A 16960-nucleotide genomic window follows, 5' to 3' on the forward strand; every position below is an offset into this window, starting at 1 on the left:
GAGTTCCTTTCACAGCTTACGGAATTGCGGTTCCAACGCCGCCAACGCCTCAAGCGTATTGGCGGGCAGATGCGCGTCCAGATGGGGTTCGGCCGCCTGCATAGCGGCTGCGATAGGTTGATAGTTGCGCCAGCCTTTCAGCGGGTTCAGCCACACGATCCGCCGCGCCTTGCGCCGGATGCGCGCCAGCACATCGCCCAGCGCCTGCGGGTCGGAACTGCAATACCCGTCTGACAAGATCAGGACGATGGTCCGCCCGTTCAAAGCCCGCGCGCCGTATCCGTTCAGAAGGTGCTCGAGACTGCCCGAGATATCCGTGCCGCCGCCAAACCCCTCGGCCATCAGCGATAACCGTCCTGCCGCGCGTAACGAGTCGTGGTCGCGCAGCGCATCCGTGACGCGCATCAGGCGGGTATGGAAGAGGTAAGCATCCGCCTCTGTTCCGCTGCCGATCAGACCTTTGAGGAAGGCCAGAAAAACCCGCGAATAGACTGTCATTGATCCACTGACATCGCACAGTGCCACGATCCGCATCGGACGAGGCGGTCGGGCGCGACGGTACAGGTCCATTGGTTCTCCGCCCCGCGCAAGGCTGGCCCGCTGTATGCGACGCATATCCAAAGCAGGCCCTCGCAGCGCCTGTTTGCGCCTGCGCGAGCGCCGGTCGAGAATAGCGCGCGCGATGGCGGCTGCGGCTTGCTCGGCCTGCCGCAGCGCTTCTTCATCCATCAACTCGCGCAAATCCCGGCGCGACAGGTTGGCCGTACGGGTTGCAATCAGCTTCCCGTCTCTCCCCACGGCCTCCCCGTCGCCGGAATCAGGTGCGGCGGCCTGATCCGTACCGGTCTCAGTTTCCTGAGCATCCTGACTTTCCTGATGCCAGATCATCGGCTTTGCAGACTGAACCTGCACATGAGCCGTTTGGGCGGTTCCCGTGCGTTGCTTGCCTGCGTTGAACCAATAGGCTTCGAACAGGTCACCGAACCGCCGCCAATCGTCGGCGTCACCGGCCAGCAACACGCAAAGAGCCTGCTGGGCCTGTCTGACATCCGTCGCCTCAACCGCCGCCAGCGCAGCCAATGCGTCCCCCGTCTCAGCCGGCCCGACGCGCAGTCCGTTCATACGCAAATGCGCGATGAAACCAGACATTCGGTCCGCCAAACCAGACGCGCGAGAGGGGAATCGGGTGACATGCATTACGCCACCTTTCCGATCAGGCGATCCATCACTTCGGGCGGGGCAGCGTCATAGTCGGCTGCAGTTTTAAGAAGACAGACAAGGGTCGCCTGAACCTCTTCGCGGGACTGCGCCATGTCGTTGACACCCAGCCCCGAAAGGGCGGCCGCCCAGTCCAGCATCTCGGCGATGCCGGGGGTCTTTTCCAAGTCTTCTTTGCGCAACGCTTGCACAACGCCAATGATCTGGCGCGCCAGCAGGCCTTCGACTTCTGGCATACGGGCTTTCAGGATCGCCATTTCCGTTTCACGCGACGGGTAGTCGAGGAAACTATACAGGCACCGACGCCGCAGCGCGTCCGACAGGTCCCGCGTCCCGTTTGCCGTCAGGATCACGATGGGCCGCGACCGCGCCTTGATGGTGCCGAGTTCCGGAATGGTGATCTGAAAGTCAGACAGGATCTCAAGCAGATAGGCTTCAAACTCCTCATCTGCCCGGTCGATTTCATCGATCAGCAGAACTGGTGGGTCTTCTTCGCTGATTGCTTCCAGCAAAGGTCGTTTCAGCAGATAATCGTCAGTGAACAACTGCGCTTCGATGGTGCCGCCCTGTGCCTCACTTGCACGGATGGCCAACAACTGGCGCTGGTAGTTCCACTCGTAAATCGCGTGGCTGGCATCCAACCCTTCGTAGCATTGCAACCGGATCAACCGTGCCGCGCGCTGTGCCGCCAACGCTTTGGCAACCTCAGTTTTACCAACCCCAGCCGGGCCTTCCAGCAGCAGCGGACGCCCAAGGGTCTGCGCCAGATGCAACGCCATAGCCAATCGGTCATCGGCAACATAGCCCACCTCGGCGAGGCCTTGCTGTATGTTCTGCAAGCTCATGCCATTCTCCCGGATTGCCGCCGCGCCGTTTTCAGCGCGGCGGATTTTCCTGTTAGCCATGCATTCCCAGACCGTTGGCGATCTTCCAGATACGCCAGTGGTCATGCGGCATGTGGCTCTGAACAAGGCCAAATGGGCGGAAAGCATCATGCACCGCGTTCGAGAACGCGGGCACACCGCCGACATTCGGGCTCTCGCCCACGCCTTTGGCCCCGATCGGGTGATGCGGAGATGGCGTCACCGTATGATCGGTGGTGTAGTTGGGCGTCTCCCATGCCGTGGGCAGGAAGAAGTCCATCAGAGTACCGGTCTTGACATTACCCATCTCATCATAGGCGATTTCCTGACCCATCGCGATGGCCAGCGCTTCGGTCACGCCACCATGGACCTGCCCTTCGATGATCATCGGGTTAATCCGGGTTCCGCAGTCGTCCAGCGCATAGAACTGCCGGACGTCCCATTCGCCGGTATCCACATCGATCTCCATGACGCAGATATAGGCTCCGAACGGATAGGTCATATTCGGCGGGTCATAGTAGCTGACAGCTTCAAGGCCGGGTTCCAGCCCCGGGATTGCCTGATTGTAGGCGGCGAAGGCGATTTCCTTCATCGTCTTGAAACGCTCTGGCGCACCTTTGACCGAGAACCGATCCACGTCCCACTCGACATCGTCATCGTGGACTTCAAGCAGATAGGCGGCAATCATCTGCGCCTTGGCGCGGATTTTGCGGGCAGCCATTGCTGTTGCCGCGCCGGCAACGGGTGTCGACCGAGACCCATAGGTCCCAAGCCCGTAAGGCGCGGTGTCGGTATCACCTTCCTCCAGCGTAATATCGTCGGCAGGCAAGCCGATCTCGCTGGCGATGATCTGCGCAAAGGTCGTAGCATGGCCCTGACCCTGACTGATCGTCCCCAGCCGCGCGATAGCCGAGCCCGTCGGGTGGATACGGATTTCACAGCTATCGAACATGCCCAGCCCAAGGATATCGCAGTTCTTCACAGGACCCGCTCCGACGATTTCCGTGAAATGCGTCAAACCAATGCCCAGCAGCTTGCGGGTCTTTCCGGCCTTGAAGTCCTCGATCCGCTGCGCCTGTTCCGCCCGCAGACCTTCATAGTCGACAGCCTTCAAAGCCTTGTCCCACGCGGTGTGATAATCGCCCGAGTCATATTCCCAGCCCAGCGCGGATTGGTATGGAAACTGATCGGCCTTGATGAAGTTGATCCGGCGCAGCTCGGCCGCGTCCATGTTCAGCTTGATCGCCAGAACCTCGATCATCCGTTCGATGAAATAGGCGGCTTCGGTCACGCGGAAGGAACAGCGATAGGCCACCCCGCCCGGAGCCTTGTTGGTATAGACCCCATCCACAGCCAGATAGGCGGTCGGGATATCGTACGAACCTGTGCAGATGTTCATGAACCCGGCTGGGAATTTGGTCGGGTCAGCACAGGCGTCAAATCCACCATGATCCGCTGTTGTATGGCACCAGAGACCAGTGATTTTGCCGTCTTTGGTCGCGGCGATCTTACCCTGCATCCAGTAGTCCCGCGCAAACGCGGTGGACATCAGGTTTTCCATCCGGTTCTCGACCCATTTCACCGGTTGGCCGGTGACAATGGACGCGACAACCGAGCAGACATAGCCTGCATAAGCACCAACTTTGTTACCGAAGCCACCACCGATATCAGGGCTGATCACCCGGATATTGTGCTCGGCGAGGCCAGAGATCAGCGACACAACCGTTCGGATCGCGTGGGGGGCTTGGAAGGTGCCATACAACGTCAACTTGCCTGTCACCTTATCCATCGAGGCAACACAGCCACATGTCTCCAGCGGGCATGGGTGGGTCCGATGGTAATAGACCATCTCTTCGGCCACGACATCCGCCTCACCCAGTACGGCCTCGGTCGCTTCTTTGTCGCCCTGTTCCCAGGTGAAGATGTGGTTGTGATGCTTACGCGGCCCGTGTGCGCCCTCGGTCTGACCCGCAAGGTCTTCGCGCAAGACAACATCGGATTTCAGCGCTTCGAACGGGTCGGTCAGAACCGGCAGTTCTTCATACTCAACCTCGACCAGTTCCGCCGCATCCGCCGCGATGTATCGGTTTTCGGCGACGACATAGGCGACTTCCTGGCCCTGGAACAGAACTTTGCCATCGGCCAGAACCATTTGCTTGTCACCGGCCAGCGTCGGCATCCAATGCAAACCCAGCGGAGCCAGATCCTCGGCGGTCAGCACAGCAACAACACCGGGTACAGCCAGCGCAGCCTCTTTGTTCACACTGACAACGCGGGCATGGGCATAGGGCGAGCGGACAAAGGCGCCGAACAGCATCCCGTCCAGCTTGATGTCATCGACGTAGTTGCCCTTGCCTTGGGTAAAGCGCACATCCTCGACACGTTTGCGCGAACTTCCCATCCCTTTGAGATTGGCGGCGCGTTCTTCGGGGGTCATGGTTTGATCGTTCATTCCGCGGCCTCCTTCTGAGCGTTCAGCATGTCAGCGGAGGCCGAGATTGCCTTGACGATGTTCTGATACCCGGTGCAGCGGCAGAGGTTCCCGGACATGCCAAAACGGATGTCCTCTTCGGTCGGGTTCGGATTTTCCTGCAGCAGGCGATGCGCGCGGGTGATCATGCCCGGCGTGCAGAATCCACACTGCAACCCGTGATGTTCGCGGAACATCTCCTGCAGAACGCCAAGGCTGCCATCATCATTGGTCAGCCCTTCGACCGTGGTGATCTCGGCCCCGTTCACCTGCGCCACAAAGGTTGTGCAGGATTTGACCGACTTGCCGTCGATATCCACGGTACAGGCCCCGCAATGGCTGGTCTCGCACCCGATATGAGGGCCGGTGATTTTCAGATCTTCCCGCAGGAAGTGGATCAACAGCGTGCGCGGCTCGGCCAATCCTTCGACCTCTTTGCCGTTCACGGTGAGTTTGACGTGCATTTTCGACATGAGTTTTCCTCCCCTCAACTCGCGCGGCTTTGCGCACGGTCGATGGCGCGGCGCAGCATCACGGCGGCCACGTGTTTCTTGAATTCGACGGGGCCGCGGTTGTCGGCCACGGGATCAATGGCGTCGAGCATCGCGGCGACGCAGCCGCTGACATCCCCATCAGCCAGCGCGTTGCTTGCGCTTTCGGACCAGATAGGTGTGTCTGCCAGATTGGTCATCGCGACCGAGGCCTGACCATTGCCAACCATCACCGCCGCCGCAGCGGTCGCGTAATCGCCGATCTTGCGCTTCTGCTTCTCATAGGCCTGACCAACACCAGCGCCCGGCACAGGGATCGAAATCCGGGTCAGGATTTCCTCATCCTCGCGCGCGGTGAAATATGCAGCCTCGTAGAAATCCCGCGCCGCTACGCTGCGTGCACCGTCAGGCCCGGACAGTTCAAACGTCGCGTTCAGACACTGCATCAGCCCCGGCATGTCATTGCCCGGATCACCATTGGCCACGTTTCCGCCAACAGTACCTACATAACGCACCTGCGGGTCCGCGATCTGCAGCGCGGCCTCGCGGATCAATGGAATGGTCGAAGCCAAACCGTCATGGGTGATCAATTCATGCTGGGTCACCATCGCGCCAAGTGTGGCGGTGTCGGAACCGACCTCGATGCCCTTCAGCTCATCAATTGCCTGCAGATCGACCAGGTGGCCCATCTCGGCCATGCGCAGCTTCATCATCGGAATCAGGCTGTGGCCGCCTGCGATCACGCGCGCTTCATCTCCATGTTCCTGTAAAATGCCAATGGCCGAGGCGATATCGCCTGGCCGGTGATACTCAAAACCGGCTGGTATCATGTTTTTCCTCCCTGGGTCCGAGCGGTATGCCTTGGGGGACCTGGGGTAAGGAAAGAACGCTAAGGTCTGCCATTCCAGCCAGTGGGAACGGGGCGCGCAGCTTGTTTCACGAAATGCGAATGGGCTGCACGAGCTGCGATCAGAGGCCCAGCGCCTCGCGAATGTCCGTCAGACGAGATCGGCTGACCGGCACCTTGGTCAAGGCGTCAACACGGTCAAAATAGCAGGTGCCGTTGTCCTTGTGCCGCTCAAAGCTTGAGACATGCTTGGGGTTCACCAGATAGCTGCGATGCGCCCGTAGGAAACCATCTGGTTTGAGACGCGATTCAGCTTCGGTGATCGACCAGGGGCAGAACAGTTTTTCGGCATCCATATAGAGGACCGTGTAATGCCCCTCGGCCCGGATGGCGGCGATCCGGGCGGGTTCGGCGAAAAAGGTCTGGCCTTCGCGCTCGAATGGAACGCCAGCACGCAGAGCGGGTTCTGGCTCGGGCGCAGGGTCCGGAGTGGCGGGCGGCGCGTCTGACGACGCAGGCTCGATGAAGGTGATACCGGTCAAAAGGAACGCGCCGCAAATCAGGAATACGGACACAGTGACACCCATCGCCAGCACCTGATTGTTCAGCGCAGGCCCTGCGCGGCCCGGACCATCGCTTGCGACGAAATCGGTCAGACCCGTGGCGACGAAATGCATCGTGAAGACCGCCAACCCGAAACACACCGTCCCCAGCAGGATGTTGCGTTGCGTGCGATTGTCGTAAGCCACCCAGATTGCCAGCACCGACAGAACCACAGACGCCAGCGTCGAAATTGCCACATCCCAAACGTTGTAAACGGGGCGGCACAGCTCCATCCCGGCCATGCCGACATAGTGCATAACAACAATACCGAGGCCCACGATCACCCCAGCGACAAATATTGTCCCCATCGTGCGCGGGCGAAAATGCAGGATCAGCAGCGCCAGCCCAACCATCAGGATCGCAACCAACGCAGAAATCAGGGTGATCAACGCGTCATAATAGAACAGGATCGGCAATTGCAGACCCAGCATGGCCACGAAATGCATCGACCAGATTCCGCCGCCCAGAATGATCGCGGCCAGCGCTACGACCAGTTTGCGCTTCTGATCGTCCAGCTTGGACGCCCCATGCGTCAGATACAGCCCGGTGAATCCGGCCATCATCGCCACAGCGAGCGACGCCGCAACAAGCCAGGCGTTATGCGAATAGTCCAGCATTTGGGTTTGCACGCCCTCCCCGACGCGAAGGCGACGTTAGCAAACGGAATTGATTGGGACAATTGTATGTTAGGCAGGAATACCGATTGTCGCCAGAATGACAGGCCCCGCCTGTTTTGTGCCTTGCATTTTCGCAGCCACGACCAATACGGGCATTACTGAATGACCGCATCTTCCCAGGCGGACAGAAATTTTGCTCTTTTTAAACCGTCCAGGAACGTCAGCAACGCGGGATCGAGGCTAATCGTTTCTTGTCCGTTAGCTCCGGCTCTTGGCTGCAAGAGGGGAAGAGGGCTGCTTCCTTCGGGCACGGCAGATCCGTCGGCAACAAGATAACGCAACAGCAATTCCGCCGCCTGTGGTTCAGCTGTCGCATTCGAGACCATGGCCGTACGCATCATGACTGTTTGAAAATCTGACGGCAGCACGACCTCAAGGGCATCCTTGCCCTCGGTACGCACAGCCGCGTAACTCCCCAGAACATTGTAGGCAACAAGTATGGTTCCGTCCGCAAGGTCATTGATCATTTCGCCCGAGCAGCAATACAGCCGCACGTCCAGGCCGCCCATGACCTCCATCAGCCGCCAATAGGTCTCGGACGCGCGCGCGTCTTGCGTTGCGAACAGGTACCCCAGACCCGACTGTCGCACGTCATAGGTGCCGACCTTGCCCCGAAACTCATCAGGTCGGTTTCGCAAAGTCTCAATAAGGCCCTGCCGGGTCTGTGGTATCGGCTGACCCTCGAAAGCGGCGCGGTTGATCACGATGGTTGCCGGTTCCGAGGTGAAGGCAAAAAGGCTGTGGTGCCACTGCGCCCAGTTTGGCGCCGGGACATCCTCGATCGGTAGGGCAAACCCGTCATTTGCCAGTTTCAACTGCAGATCCATGGCGCTGGAGATGATCACGTCGAACGCCTCGGGTGTGGCCCGGACCCGCCTGTTGATGTCAGCAGTGCCGGAGACAAGATATTCGACACTAATCAAGGGATTTTGGGCCACAAATCCTTCGATCACAGGGGCAAACAAAACGGTATCGGTACTGGAGATGACACGTAGGCGTGGACCCTCGGCACCTTCGTTGAAGATCAGGCGATCTTCCCAATCATCTGCCCACCCGACAAAGGGGAGAAGTGTTACGACTAGAGCGATAAGATAACGCATGCGCCCCCCTTTGCCCGGTTCTTGAGTATCAACGACCCTCCGTGCGCCGTCGCCACATCCTGCGCGATCGTCAACCCCAGACCGGACCCGATAGTCCCTGCCGCGTTCTGACCACGTTCGAACCGGCGCGTCAGCGTGTCGATTTCATCAGGCGGAAAGCCGGGACCCGCATCGCGTACTTGGATCTGCGGGTCCGGATATGCGATGATCGTGATCGCTACAGTGCTGTCCGACGGCGCGTATTTCATTGCATTATCAATCATGTTCCGCACGGCATTCTGGATCAGGATCGGGTCGCCCGAATAGGGAACCGACGGCTCGCCGGTTAGGGACAGCGTCAGCTCTTTCATTTCGGCAATCGGGTTCAGGCGTTGAACCAGTTCACGGATCAGGATGACCAGATCGATCTCCTCACGTTCCAGATGGTCCGCCCGAAAGGTAATCATGGCGTGATCCAGCAACTGCCCCGCCGCGCGCGAGCTTTCGTCGATGGCCCGCACCATGGCCTTCAGCGCCTCGCGGTTGTCTTCTCGTTCGACGCGGTGAAGGGTCGCCTCAGCATACGATCTGACCGTCGCCAGCGGAGTCCGCACCCGGTGCGCGGCCTCTGCAATAAAGTCCTCTGACTGGCTTAGCGACTGATCCAGACGACCCATCAGGGAATTCAGAGACATCACCAGCGGTGCCATCTCTTTTGGAACGGGCTTTTTGAACGGGCTCAGATCCTGTGGACCTCTGCGCGTGACCGAGGTCGTCAGTTTGTTCAATTGGCCGATCGTTGTGGACGTCACCCAGAACGATAACGCCGCAGTCAGCAGAAAGAACCCGATCCCAAGATAGGCTGCGTTCCGCGAAATCTGATCCAAAGTATCCGCCAGCGCGTCCTGCGTTTGCCCCAACGCAACCTCAATCTCGGTTTGGCGGCCCAACCCGACCAACGTCCGGCTGGCGCTGACTTGCCGAATACGTTCGCCACGCACTTCGCCGGTTTGAAACGTCCATCGGTCCTCGACGGGACCTTCCGCAATGCTCAGGTCCTCGTATCCGGACAGGAACTTGCCGTCCTGAAAAATGGCATAGAACACCCGATCATCAGACGGAGTGGTCAACATGGAGAAGGCGGCATAGGGAATGTCGACCTCAAGCTGGCCATCCCTAAGCGCGGCGGCGTCAAGGATGGACGTCACCGAGGCCCCCAATATGTCATCCTGACCCTGCTGAGCCACCTTTGCGGCATAGTTGCGCACCGTAAAGAACAGAAGAATGGCCAGAACCGCAGCCCCGCCGATTAGCGTCAACACCAGACGGTTTCTCAGCGATCCCGAGACGGTTGGGTTAGTCGTCATGATCCAGCCTATAACCCAGCCCGCGCAGAGTGGTGATTTTCATGTCGGATTTCTCAAGATGTTTGCGCAGGCGACCGACATAGACCTCAATCGCGTTGTCCGAAACGTTGTCGTCATAAGAAAACAGCCTGTCCGCCAGTTTCTGCTTTGAGAACACCTGACCCGGCGCGTTGATGAAAAGTTCGATCATTCTCAGTTCGCGATTGCGGAGTGAGACCGTTTCGCCATCAACCGTCAAATGACCCGCCACCGGGTCAAAAACAATTCCACCAATCTCGATCGTCGACTTCGCGCTTCCGGATCTGCGGCGCAAAACGGCGCGGCAGCGCGCTTCAAGCTCGGCATGATCGAAGGGTTTCGTCACGTAGTCATCCGCCCCCAGATCAAGTGAGCCGATTCGATCCGAAACCTGACTGCGCGCGGTCAGAACGATCACCGGCGTGTCCAGACGGCTGGCGCGATGCTGTCTGAGGAACTCACGCCCATCGCCGTCGGGCAACATGATATCCAGAAGGATCAGGTCATACTCTTCGGTCGCAACAAAAGCGCCCGCGTCCCCCAAATCTGCTGCATGATCAACGACATGACCGTCCAGGCGCATACGGGAACTGATCGCATTCGCGAGGTCCAGATTGTCTTCGACGAGCAGAAATTTCATGGGCTGTGGACAGTTTCTTTTCACATGACAGGTTGATGTCAGGTTGGCGTGTTTAGTTGCAGGATAATCTGTGCCGCTGAGCGGCCGGTTGTCAAATGGGAGGACATAATGACAACATTTAACCTGGGCCGTCGGGCCCTGATCGCAGCGGTTGCAGCAATCGGTCTGGTTGGACCTGCCGCATCCGAGGAAGTCGTCGACAGCATCCACTTTCTGATCCCCGGCGGTGCCGGCGGTGGCTGGGACGGAACTGCACGCGGAACTGGCGAGGCCCTGACCAATGCAGGTCTGGTCGGCACGGCATCTTATGAGAACATGTCGGGCGGCGGCGGTGGCAAGGCCATCGGCTTCCTGATTGAAAACGCCGACAGCAACCATGGCACACTGATGGTCAACTCGACCCCCATCGTGATCCGCTCGCTAACCGGCGTGTTCCCGCATAACTTCCGCGACCTGACACTAGTGTCGGGAACAATCGGCGATTACGCAGCGATTGTTGTGGGCAAGGACAGCCCCATCAACTCGATGGATGATCTGCTGGCCGCTTATGACGCTGATCCCGGTGCTACTGCGATCGGCGGGGGTTCCGTGCCGGGCGGTATGGACCACCTGGTTGCAGCGATGGTTATGGAAGCCGCCGGCAAGGATGCGCTGGGCGTGAAGTACATCCCTTATGACGCCGGTGGCAAAGCCATGGCGGCTCTGCTGTCAGGAGAGATCGCGGCCCTGTCGACCGGTTTCTCGGAAGCCGTCGATCTGGCCAATGCGGGCGAGGTCAAAATCATTGGTGTGACCGCTGAAGAACGCGTAGACGCCGCGCCTGATGCACAGACCATGAAGGAACAGGGCATCGACACCACCTTCGTGAACTGGCGTGGTTTCTTTGCAGCCCCCGGCCTGCCCGAGGACAAGCTGGTCGCCTATCAGGAAGCCATCACCAAGATGTACGATACTCCTGAATGGGAAGAAGTTCGTGCCCGTAATGGTTGGGTCAACATCCACAACTCGGGTGCCGATTTCGAAGCGTTTCTGGAAGATCAGGAACAGCAGATCAGTGACCTGATGAAGAAGCTGGGCTTCCTCTAAAATAATCTGCGGCAGAGCGTTTGGTCGCTCTGCCGTCCCCAATAAACGAAAAAAGGGAGGGGACGCTATGGCGCTGGATCGCTGGATCGCGCTTGTTTTACTGGGTGTTTGCCTGACATACGGGTACGCCGCCTGGTTCACGATGGATGGAAGTCTTCCTCCTTTCATGCAAAGAAACCCAATCTGGCCCAGCACATTTCCCAAGGTGCTTTCGGTTCTGGGCGTAGTCGCGTGCTCGATCATCCTGCTGGGCTTTGAAAAGAGCGAAATCAAAGAGGCCGACATCGATTACCGCAGACTTGGGGACTATCATCTGGGTCAGGCGATTTCGCTGCTGGTTCTGATGGTCGTCTACGCCCTGTGCCTGCGCCCTGTCGGTTTTCTGATCGCGACATCCGGTTTTCTGATCCTCGGGTCCTACATCCTTGGCGAACGCAAATGGCACATCATGCTGCCTGTCGCGTTCATCGCAACCGGATCTGTCTGGTATCTGGTTCAGGAAGTTCTTGGAATTTACATGCGCCCCCTGCCGGGCCTGTTCGGAGGCTGACATGCTTGAAGGACTTCTGATCGGCCTGCAAACGGCATTCTCAATTCAAAACCTTTTGATGGTCATCGCCGGATGCCTCATCGGCACATTCATCGGCATGCTTCCAGGTCTGGGGCCGATGTCGATCATCGCAATCATGATCCCGGTTGCGATTTCGATGGGCGATCCATCTGCTGCGCTGATCCTTTTGGCCGGCGTCTATTATGGGGCGATCTTTGGCGGATCGACCTCATCCATTCTGCTCAACGCGCCGGGGGTCGCGGGCACCGTTGCTTCAAGCTTTGACGGCTATCCGATGGCCCGACAAGGCAAGGCGGGCAAAGCGCTTACCATCGCCGCAATCGCCAGTTTCGCAGGTGGTACGCTGGGCGCAGTGTTGCTGATGATCTTTGCGCCGGCTTTGTCTTCCGTCGCGCTCTTGTTCCACTCTGCCGAATATTTCGCACTTATGGTGGTCGGCCTTTCGGCCATCGCCGCTTTTGCCGGTTCGGGGCAAGTGGCCAAGGCCATCATCATGACGACCTTGGGTTTGATCATGGCCACCGTCGGAGAAGGCGCCTTATTCAATCTTCCGCGATTCACAATGGGAATCATGGACCTGCAATCCGGGTTTGGCTTCATCACCCTAGCCATGGCCATGTTCGCCCTGCCCGAGGCCTTGTTTCTGGTTCTGAAACCGAAAGACCTGAAAGGCGACGACGGAGAAATCAAAGACCTGCGTGTGACCAAAGACGAGGCCAAGGCAATCGCTCCGGTCATCGGTCGCCAATCGGTGCAGGGCTTCTTTATCGGCGTCCTGCCCGGAGCAGGCGCGACCATCGCAAGCTTCCTCGGCTACGCGGTCGAGCGGAACATCGCCCCCAAGGAAGAGCAGGAGGAATTCGGCAAGGGCTCGATCAAAGGACTCGCCGCACCCGAGTCGGCCAACAACGCCGCCTGTACCGGGTCGTTTGTTCCGCTGCTGACGCTGGGTATTCCCGGATCCGGGACAACGGCGATCCTGTTGGGTGCCTTGATTGCTTTGAACGTGACTCCCGGGCCCCGGCTTATGGTGGACGAGCCCCAGATCTTCTGGGCCGTGATCATGTCCATGTTCATCGGAAACCTCGTCCTGCTGATCCTGAACCTGCCGCTGATCCCTTACATCGCCAAAGTGCTGGCTGTACCGCGTAACTACCTGATCCCGTTCATTTTGTTCTTTACTCTAATGGGGGCCTATATCGGGCAGAACAACGCAACGGAATTGCTGATCCTTGTGGGCTTCGGCGTCTGCGCGACAGCACTGAAATTCGCGGACTATCCGCTGGCTCCACTGCTGATCGGCTTCATCCTTGGCGGCATGATGGAGGATAACTTTGCGCGTTCCATGCAGCTGTACGATGGTATCGCCTTTATCTGGGAACGCCCGATGACATTGGGGCTCCTGGTGATCGCTGCCTTGCTTGTGCTTCTACCCAGCTACCGTGCACGTCGTGCACGGGCCCGCGCTGCTGGTGTGGCCGATGGCGACTGAACCGCTCAGGGGCGTTCGGGTCCTTGATCTGACAAACGTGCTTGCAGGCCCGTATTGTTGTTACCAGCTGGCCCTGATGGGGGCAGAGGTGATCAAGGTCGAACGCCCCGGCAGCGGTGATCTGGCGCGTGTGCTTGGGGCTGATCCTGACCGGAACAAAGCCGGCATGGGGATCAGCTTTCTGGCGCAGAACGCTCAGAAGAAATCGATCACGCTGGATATGAAATCCAGCCGGGGCAAGGCTCTGCTGAAACTGTTGGTGCAATCGGCTGACGTGCTGGTCGAGAATTTCAGGCCCGGCGTCATGGATCGTTTGGACCTGGGCTATGAAGTTCTGCGCGCCGAAAACCCCGCTTTGATCTACTGCGCAATCAGCGGTTTTGGGCAAGATGGGCCGCGCCGCGATGACCCGGCCTATGATCAGATCGTCCAAGGGATCAGCGGGGTCATGTCGATCACCGGCGCGCCGGACACCGCGCCCTACCGTGTTGGCTATCCGTTGGCCGACACAGTTGGCGGGCTTACAGCCGCCTTCGCGGTGAGCACGGCGTTGAACGCAAAACCGCGCGGCACATTCCTGGATATCGCCATGTCCGAGGCCGTGATCTCGACCATGGGTTGGGTCGTGTCCAACTACCTTGTCGGAGGCGTGATGCCGGGCGCGCATGGCAACGAAAACACAACCTCTGCACCGTCCGGTACATTTGCCACATCCGACAGCCCGATCAACATCGCCGCAAATCGCGATGAGCAATGGCAGGCTCTTGCCCGACATCTTGGCCGGGAGGAACTGTTGGATGACCCCGATTACGCGACGCGCGAGGATCGCAAGCGAAACCGTCATGCGCTGAGGGGCGAGTTGGAGAAGTCATTGAAATCACGCCGGGCAAACGAATGGGTCGCCGAACTGAACGGATTGGGCGTGCCAACTGGGCGAGTCCAGACGGTTCCCGAGGCTTTGGCGGACGAACAACTGGCTGGGCGCGGATTGATCGGCACGCTACAGGTAGATGGCGAAGACATGCAGTTGGCTGGCAGCCCCGTCGTGATGGATGGGCAGCGAAGCATGCCACAAGCGGCACCACCGAAACTCGGCGCGGATAACGCTGCAATCTGGTCCGAACTTGGCCTGTCTACGGACGAGCTCAACGAGTTGGCAAAGGATGGCGTGATATGAGCGACGTTTCCGACTGGTGGCGCACATCCATCATCGACATGGAACCCGGTCGCATTGCTTTGCGCGGTGAACCGATTGAGGGACTGATCGGCAATCTGAGCTTTGCCGAGATGATATGGTTTCTGGTTCGCGGCGACCGCCCCTCATCGGCGCAGGTGGACCTGTTCGAAGCAGCCTTGGTGGCCGCCGTGGATCATGGACCGCAAGCGCCTTCAATCGCAACTGCCCGAATGGCGGTGACCTGCGGGTTGCCTTTGAACAACGCGATGGCAAGCGCAGTGAATATGCTGGGCGACATCCACGGCGGAGCGGGTGAGCAGGCGGTAGAGCTTTATCATTTTGTCGGCTCCCACGCGGGCGAGCTGGGTGCAGCGCTGGACGACTGGATCGCAGAACGCGAAAAGATCCTGCCGGGTTTCGGCCACAGGTTTCACACACCGACCGATCCGCGCGCACCACGACTGATGGCTTTGGTCTCGGAGGCCATAGAAAATGGCGCGTGTGATGGACGATTCAGAAAAATCGCACTTGATATCGAAACCGAACTCGCGCGGCGCAAAGGCAAGCCCGTCCCGATGAACATCGACGGAGCCACTGCGGTTATCTACGCAGAGCTTGGGTTTGAACCACCCCTTGCGCGCGGTCTGTTCTGCCTGTCCCGGTCAGTTGGAATACTGGCACATGCGTGGGAGCAAACGCAGCAAGGCGGACGCAACAAAGGGCCGACTCCGCCCAAGTACCGCTGGACCTACGTTAAGGCCACGTCCCAGGAGTAGGAACTGGCCGGACCCGCTCGCTGTCGCAAACACCATGGCATTTGCGACAGTCGGGTCGGCAGGGGAATTAACGGGATCAGGCCTGTTTTTCGACGGCCGGCTCGACGTCGGGTCGGACGGGTTCAACCTCGGCTTCGATGACCTCGGGATCAACTGCATCCTCGACCTCTTCCGCTTCCGGCTCGGCCTCGGGTTCAGCCTTATCTTCCAACGCGCCGACAATCAGAGGCAGCATGTGAACACCCGTTGCAGTGGCAATCTCTGGCGTTTGCGGTGTTTGCCAGCTGAGCGTGTCAAAGCTACCGCAGTTCTGACAGACAGGTGCCCATTCGGGCTGAATGTCATGGCAGTTATCGCAGACCCATTGCGGTCCGCGCGGCGCGTTCAGCGCCTTGGCCAGCCAACCCTGCACCACGGCATCCGAAGCGCCTTCGCCCCGTTCGATGGCCGCCATCAACGTATAGCCGCGTGCATCCGCCTGTTTTTCGACTACATCGCCCAGCGCCCGGCGCGCCTCGGGGAAGTCTTCGGCCACGATGTTCAGTTCGGCCAGAATCAAGCGTGTTTCCATGTTCTCTGGGTGGATACGCGTCAACGCTGTAAAGCGTTTGATCCGCTCATGCGGAGTTTCATCCGGCACAATCTCGGCAAAAGCATGGGCAAGATCGGGATGCGGCTGCACTTCCCACGCTTTCTTCAGGATCTTGGTGGCGTAACGCGGCTTGCCCTTTTCGATGTAAGCACGCGCGGCCATTGCGGCGGCCGGCACCAGGTCAGGCGACAGGCGGTTTGCCTCTATTGCGCGTTCGCGTTGTTCGATTGTGGCGTCTTCATCCAGAATGCCCTTGGCCTCGGACAGGGCAAGCACAGCATCGCGGCGCTTGAACACGTCACGTGGCAGGTGACCGGATTTCAGCTTGGCTGTCAGGGTCGAGCGTGCCCCAGCCCAATCATGCGCTTTGGTCTGCAGGCCCAGCAAGATATCCTGCGTTTCCTGATGGCGCGGTTTCATGACCAAAGCTTTCTCGGCCAGTTTGCGCGCTGTCTCGTCATCACCTTCAGCCAGCTTCTGTTTCATGATGCCACGCACCCCGACAAAGCGGGTCGCGTTGTTAGTCACCAGCTTTTTATAGGTGTCCGCCGCTTTCTGGGTGTCGCCATTCATCTCGGCAGCCTGCGCGACCAGCAGGTTGGTCAACTCGGGCTTGTTCAGCAGTCTTTCGGCTTTGGTCGCTTTGTTCAGAGCCACGCGCCCTTCGCCCGAAGCCAGCGCCATAAGCCCATCGGCCAGCGCCTGATACCCGCGCTTTTCGCGGCTGCGGTCGAAATAGCGTGACAGGGCGGTTTCGTCGCCATTGAGGAAATGAAGCGTTGCGATAAGCAGGGTCAGCAGCTTGAAGAACAGCCAGATCGCAAGAACCAAAACGCCCAGCGCGATCACGGATTGCAGCGGGCCAAGCGTGTATTCTGTACCGCCCGCGGTGATCTGCACGCCACCGCTGGTTTCCATAAGTAGCCCGGCGCCCATGGCCAGAAGGCCAATAATCGCAACAAAAACAAGAATCTTAAACAGTGACCACAGCAT

General features: G+C 59.1%; 15 protein-coding genes. 5 read left to right on the top strand and 10 right to left on the bottom strand.

Annotated elements, in window-relative coordinates; genetic code table 11:
• Positions 1–9: 9 nt before the first annotated feature.
• The 9 genes from MHN28_RS11845 to MHN28_RS11885 form a co-directional block, all read right to left on the bottom strand.
• On the bottom strand, positions 10–1149 hold the full coding sequence (locus MHN28_RS11845; RefSeq protein WP_239339362.1) for a VWA domain-containing protein: 1140 nt from the start codon (positions 1147–1149) through the stop codon (positions 10–12).
• Between the two features lie 47 nt (positions 1150–1196).
• Positions 1197–2063, bottom strand: a complete 867-nt coding sequence (locus MHN28_RS11850; protein WP_239339364.1) for a MoxR family ATPase — start codon at positions 2061–2063, stop codon at positions 1197–1199.
• Positions 2064–2115: 52 nt separating this feature from the next.
• Entirely contained in the window at positions 2116–4533 is a 2418-nt protein-coding gene (locus MHN28_RS11855) for an aerobic carbon-monoxide dehydrogenase large subunit (protein ID WP_239339366.1), read from the bottom strand.
• Positions 4530–5024 carry a (2Fe-2S)-binding protein gene (locus tag MHN28_RS11860; protein ID WP_239339368.1) on the bottom strand — a complete coding sequence of 165 codons (495 nt, stop codon included), beginning with the start codon at positions 5022–5024 and terminating at the stop codon, positions 4530–4532. Before MHN28_RS11860 ends, MHN28_RS11855 begins: the two co-directional genes overlap by 4 nt.
• Positions 5025–5038: 14 nt before the next feature.
• Positions 5039–5872: a xanthine dehydrogenase family protein subunit M gene (locus tag MHN28_RS11865; RefSeq protein ID WP_239339371.1), complete on the bottom strand. Its 834-nt coding sequence runs from the start codon at positions 5870–5872 to the stop codon at positions 5039–5041.
• A gap of 139 nt (positions 5873–6011) precedes the next feature.
• Positions 6012–7109: an MHYT domain-containing protein gene (locus tag MHN28_RS11870; RefSeq protein WP_239340339.1), complete on the bottom strand. Its 1098-nt coding sequence runs from the start codon at positions 7107–7109 to the stop codon at positions 6012–6014.
• Between the two features lie 155 nt (positions 7110–7264).
• Positions 7265–8269, bottom strand: coding sequence for an ABC transporter substrate-binding protein (locus MHN28_RS11875; protein ID WP_239339374.1), 1005 nt, complete (start codon positions 8267–8269; stop codon positions 7265–7267).
• Positions 8248–9615, bottom strand: a complete 1368-nt coding sequence (locus MHN28_RS11880; protein ID WP_239339376.1) for a sensor histidine kinase — start codon at positions 9613–9615, stop codon at positions 8248–8250. The genes MHN28_RS11875 and MHN28_RS11880 overlap by 22 nt, the downstream gene beginning before the upstream one ends.
• Positions 9605–10273 carry a response regulator transcription factor gene (locus MHN28_RS11885; RefSeq protein ID WP_239339379.1) on the bottom strand — a complete coding sequence of 223 codons (669 nt, stop codon included), beginning with the start codon at positions 10271–10273 and terminating at the stop codon, positions 9605–9607. Before MHN28_RS11885 ends, MHN28_RS11880 begins: the two co-directional genes overlap by 11 nt.
• A gap of 108 nt (positions 10274–10381) precedes the next feature.
• On the opposite strand from MHN28_RS11885, the gene MHN28_RS11890 reads away from it, so the two are divergent.
• From MHN28_RS11890 to MHN28_RS11910, 5 genes are all read left to right on the top strand, one after another.
• On the top strand, positions 10382–11359 hold the full coding sequence (locus MHN28_RS11890) for a tripartite tricarboxylate transporter substrate binding protein (protein WP_239339382.1): 978 nt from the start codon (positions 10382–10384) through the stop codon (positions 11357–11359).
• A 67-nt stretch (positions 11360–11426) separates the two neighbouring features.
• On the top strand, positions 11427–11909 hold the full coding sequence (locus MHN28_RS11895) for a tripartite tricarboxylate transporter TctB family protein (protein WP_239339386.1): 483 nt from the start codon (positions 11427–11429) through the stop codon (positions 11907–11909).
• A gap of 1 nt (position 11910) precedes the next feature.
• A complete protein-coding gene (locus tag MHN28_RS11900) occupies positions 11911–13422 on the top strand; it encodes a tripartite tricarboxylate transporter permease (protein WP_239339389.1) in 1512 nt (503 codons plus the stop codon).
• Positions 13412–14599 (top strand): CaiB/BaiF CoA-transferase family protein, encoded by a 1188-nt coding sequence (locus MHN28_RS11905; RefSeq protein ID WP_239339392.1) that lies wholly within the window; start codon positions 13412–13414, stop codon positions 14597–14599. Before MHN28_RS11900 ends, MHN28_RS11905 begins: the two co-directional genes overlap by 11 nt.
• Positions 14596–15375, top strand: coding sequence for a citryl-CoA lyase (locus MHN28_RS11910; RefSeq protein WP_239339395.1), 780 nt, complete (start codon positions 14596–14598; stop codon positions 15373–15375). The genes MHN28_RS11905 and MHN28_RS11910 overlap by 4 nt, the downstream gene beginning before the upstream one ends.
• Positions 15376–15451: 76 nt before the next feature.
• Here MHN28_RS11910 and MHN28_RS11915 read toward each other — a convergent pair whose 3' ends face one another.
• Positions 15452–16960, bottom strand: coding sequence for a heme biosynthesis protein HemY (locus tag MHN28_RS11915; protein WP_239339398.1), 1509 nt, complete (start codon positions 16958–16960; stop codon positions 15452–15454).

This window comes from Ruegeria sp. Ofav3-42 (assembly GCF_022347725.1).
GTDB lineage: Bacteria > Pseudomonadota > Alphaproteobacteria > Rhodobacterales > Rhodobacteraceae > Ruegeria.

Bases quoted from the DNA above. Each gene is read 5' to 3' on its own strand.
- MHN28_RS11845 (WP_239339362.1), bottom strand. From the start codon at position 1,149: ATGTCTGGTTTCATCGCGCATTTGCGTATGAACGGACTGCGCGTCGGG.
- MHN28_RS11850 (WP_239339364.1), bottom strand. From the start codon at position 2,063: ATGAGCTTGCAGAACATACAGCAAGGCCTCGCCGAGGTGGGCTATGTT.
- MHN28_RS11855 (WP_239339366.1), bottom strand. From the start codon at position 4,533: ATGAACGATCAAACCATGACCCCCGAAGAACGCGCCGCCAATCTCAAA.
- MHN28_RS11860 (WP_239339368.1), bottom strand. From the start codon at position 5,024: ATGTCGAAAATGCACGTCAAACTCACCGTGAACGGCAAAGAGGTCGAA.
- MHN28_RS11865 (WP_239339371.1), bottom strand. From the start codon at position 5,872: ATGATACCAGCCGGTTTTGAGTATCACCGGCCAGGCGATATCGCCTCG.
- MHN28_RS11870 (WP_239340339.1), bottom strand. From the start codon at position 7,109: ATGCTGGACTATTCGCATAACGCCTGGCTTGTTGCGGCGTCGCTCGCT.
- MHN28_RS11875 (WP_239339374.1), bottom strand. From the start codon at position 8,269: ATGCGTTATCTTATCGCTCTAGTCGTAACACTTCTCCCCTTTGTCGGG.
- MHN28_RS11880 (WP_239339376.1), bottom strand. From the start codon at position 9,615: ATGACGACTAACCCAACCGTCTCGGGATCGCTGAGAAACCGTCTGGTG.
- MHN28_RS11885 (WP_239339379.1), bottom strand. From the start codon at position 10,273: ATGAAATTTCTGCTCGTCGAAGACAATCTGGACCTCGCGAATGCGATC.
- MHN28_RS11890 (WP_239339382.1), top strand. From the start codon at position 10,382: ATGACAACATTTAACCTGGGCCGTCGGGCCCTGATCGCAGCGGTTGCA.
- MHN28_RS11895 (WP_239339386.1), top strand. From the start codon at position 11,427: ATGGCGCTGGATCGCTGGATCGCGCTTGTTTTACTGGGTGTTTGCCTG.
- MHN28_RS11900 (WP_239339389.1), top strand. From the start codon at position 11,911: ATGCTTGAAGGACTTCTGATCGGCCTGCAAACGGCATTCTCAATTCAA.
- MHN28_RS11905 (WP_239339392.1), top strand. From the start codon at position 13,412: ATGGCGACTGAACCGCTCAGGGGCGTTCGGGTCCTTGATCTGACAAAC.
- MHN28_RS11910 (WP_239339395.1), top strand. From the start codon at position 14,596: ATGAGCGACGTTTCCGACTGGTGGCGCACATCCATCATCGACATGGAA.
- MHN28_RS11915 (WP_239339398.1), bottom strand. From the start codon at position 16,960: ATGCTGTGGTCACTGTTTAAGATTCTTGTTTTTGTTGCGATTATTGGC.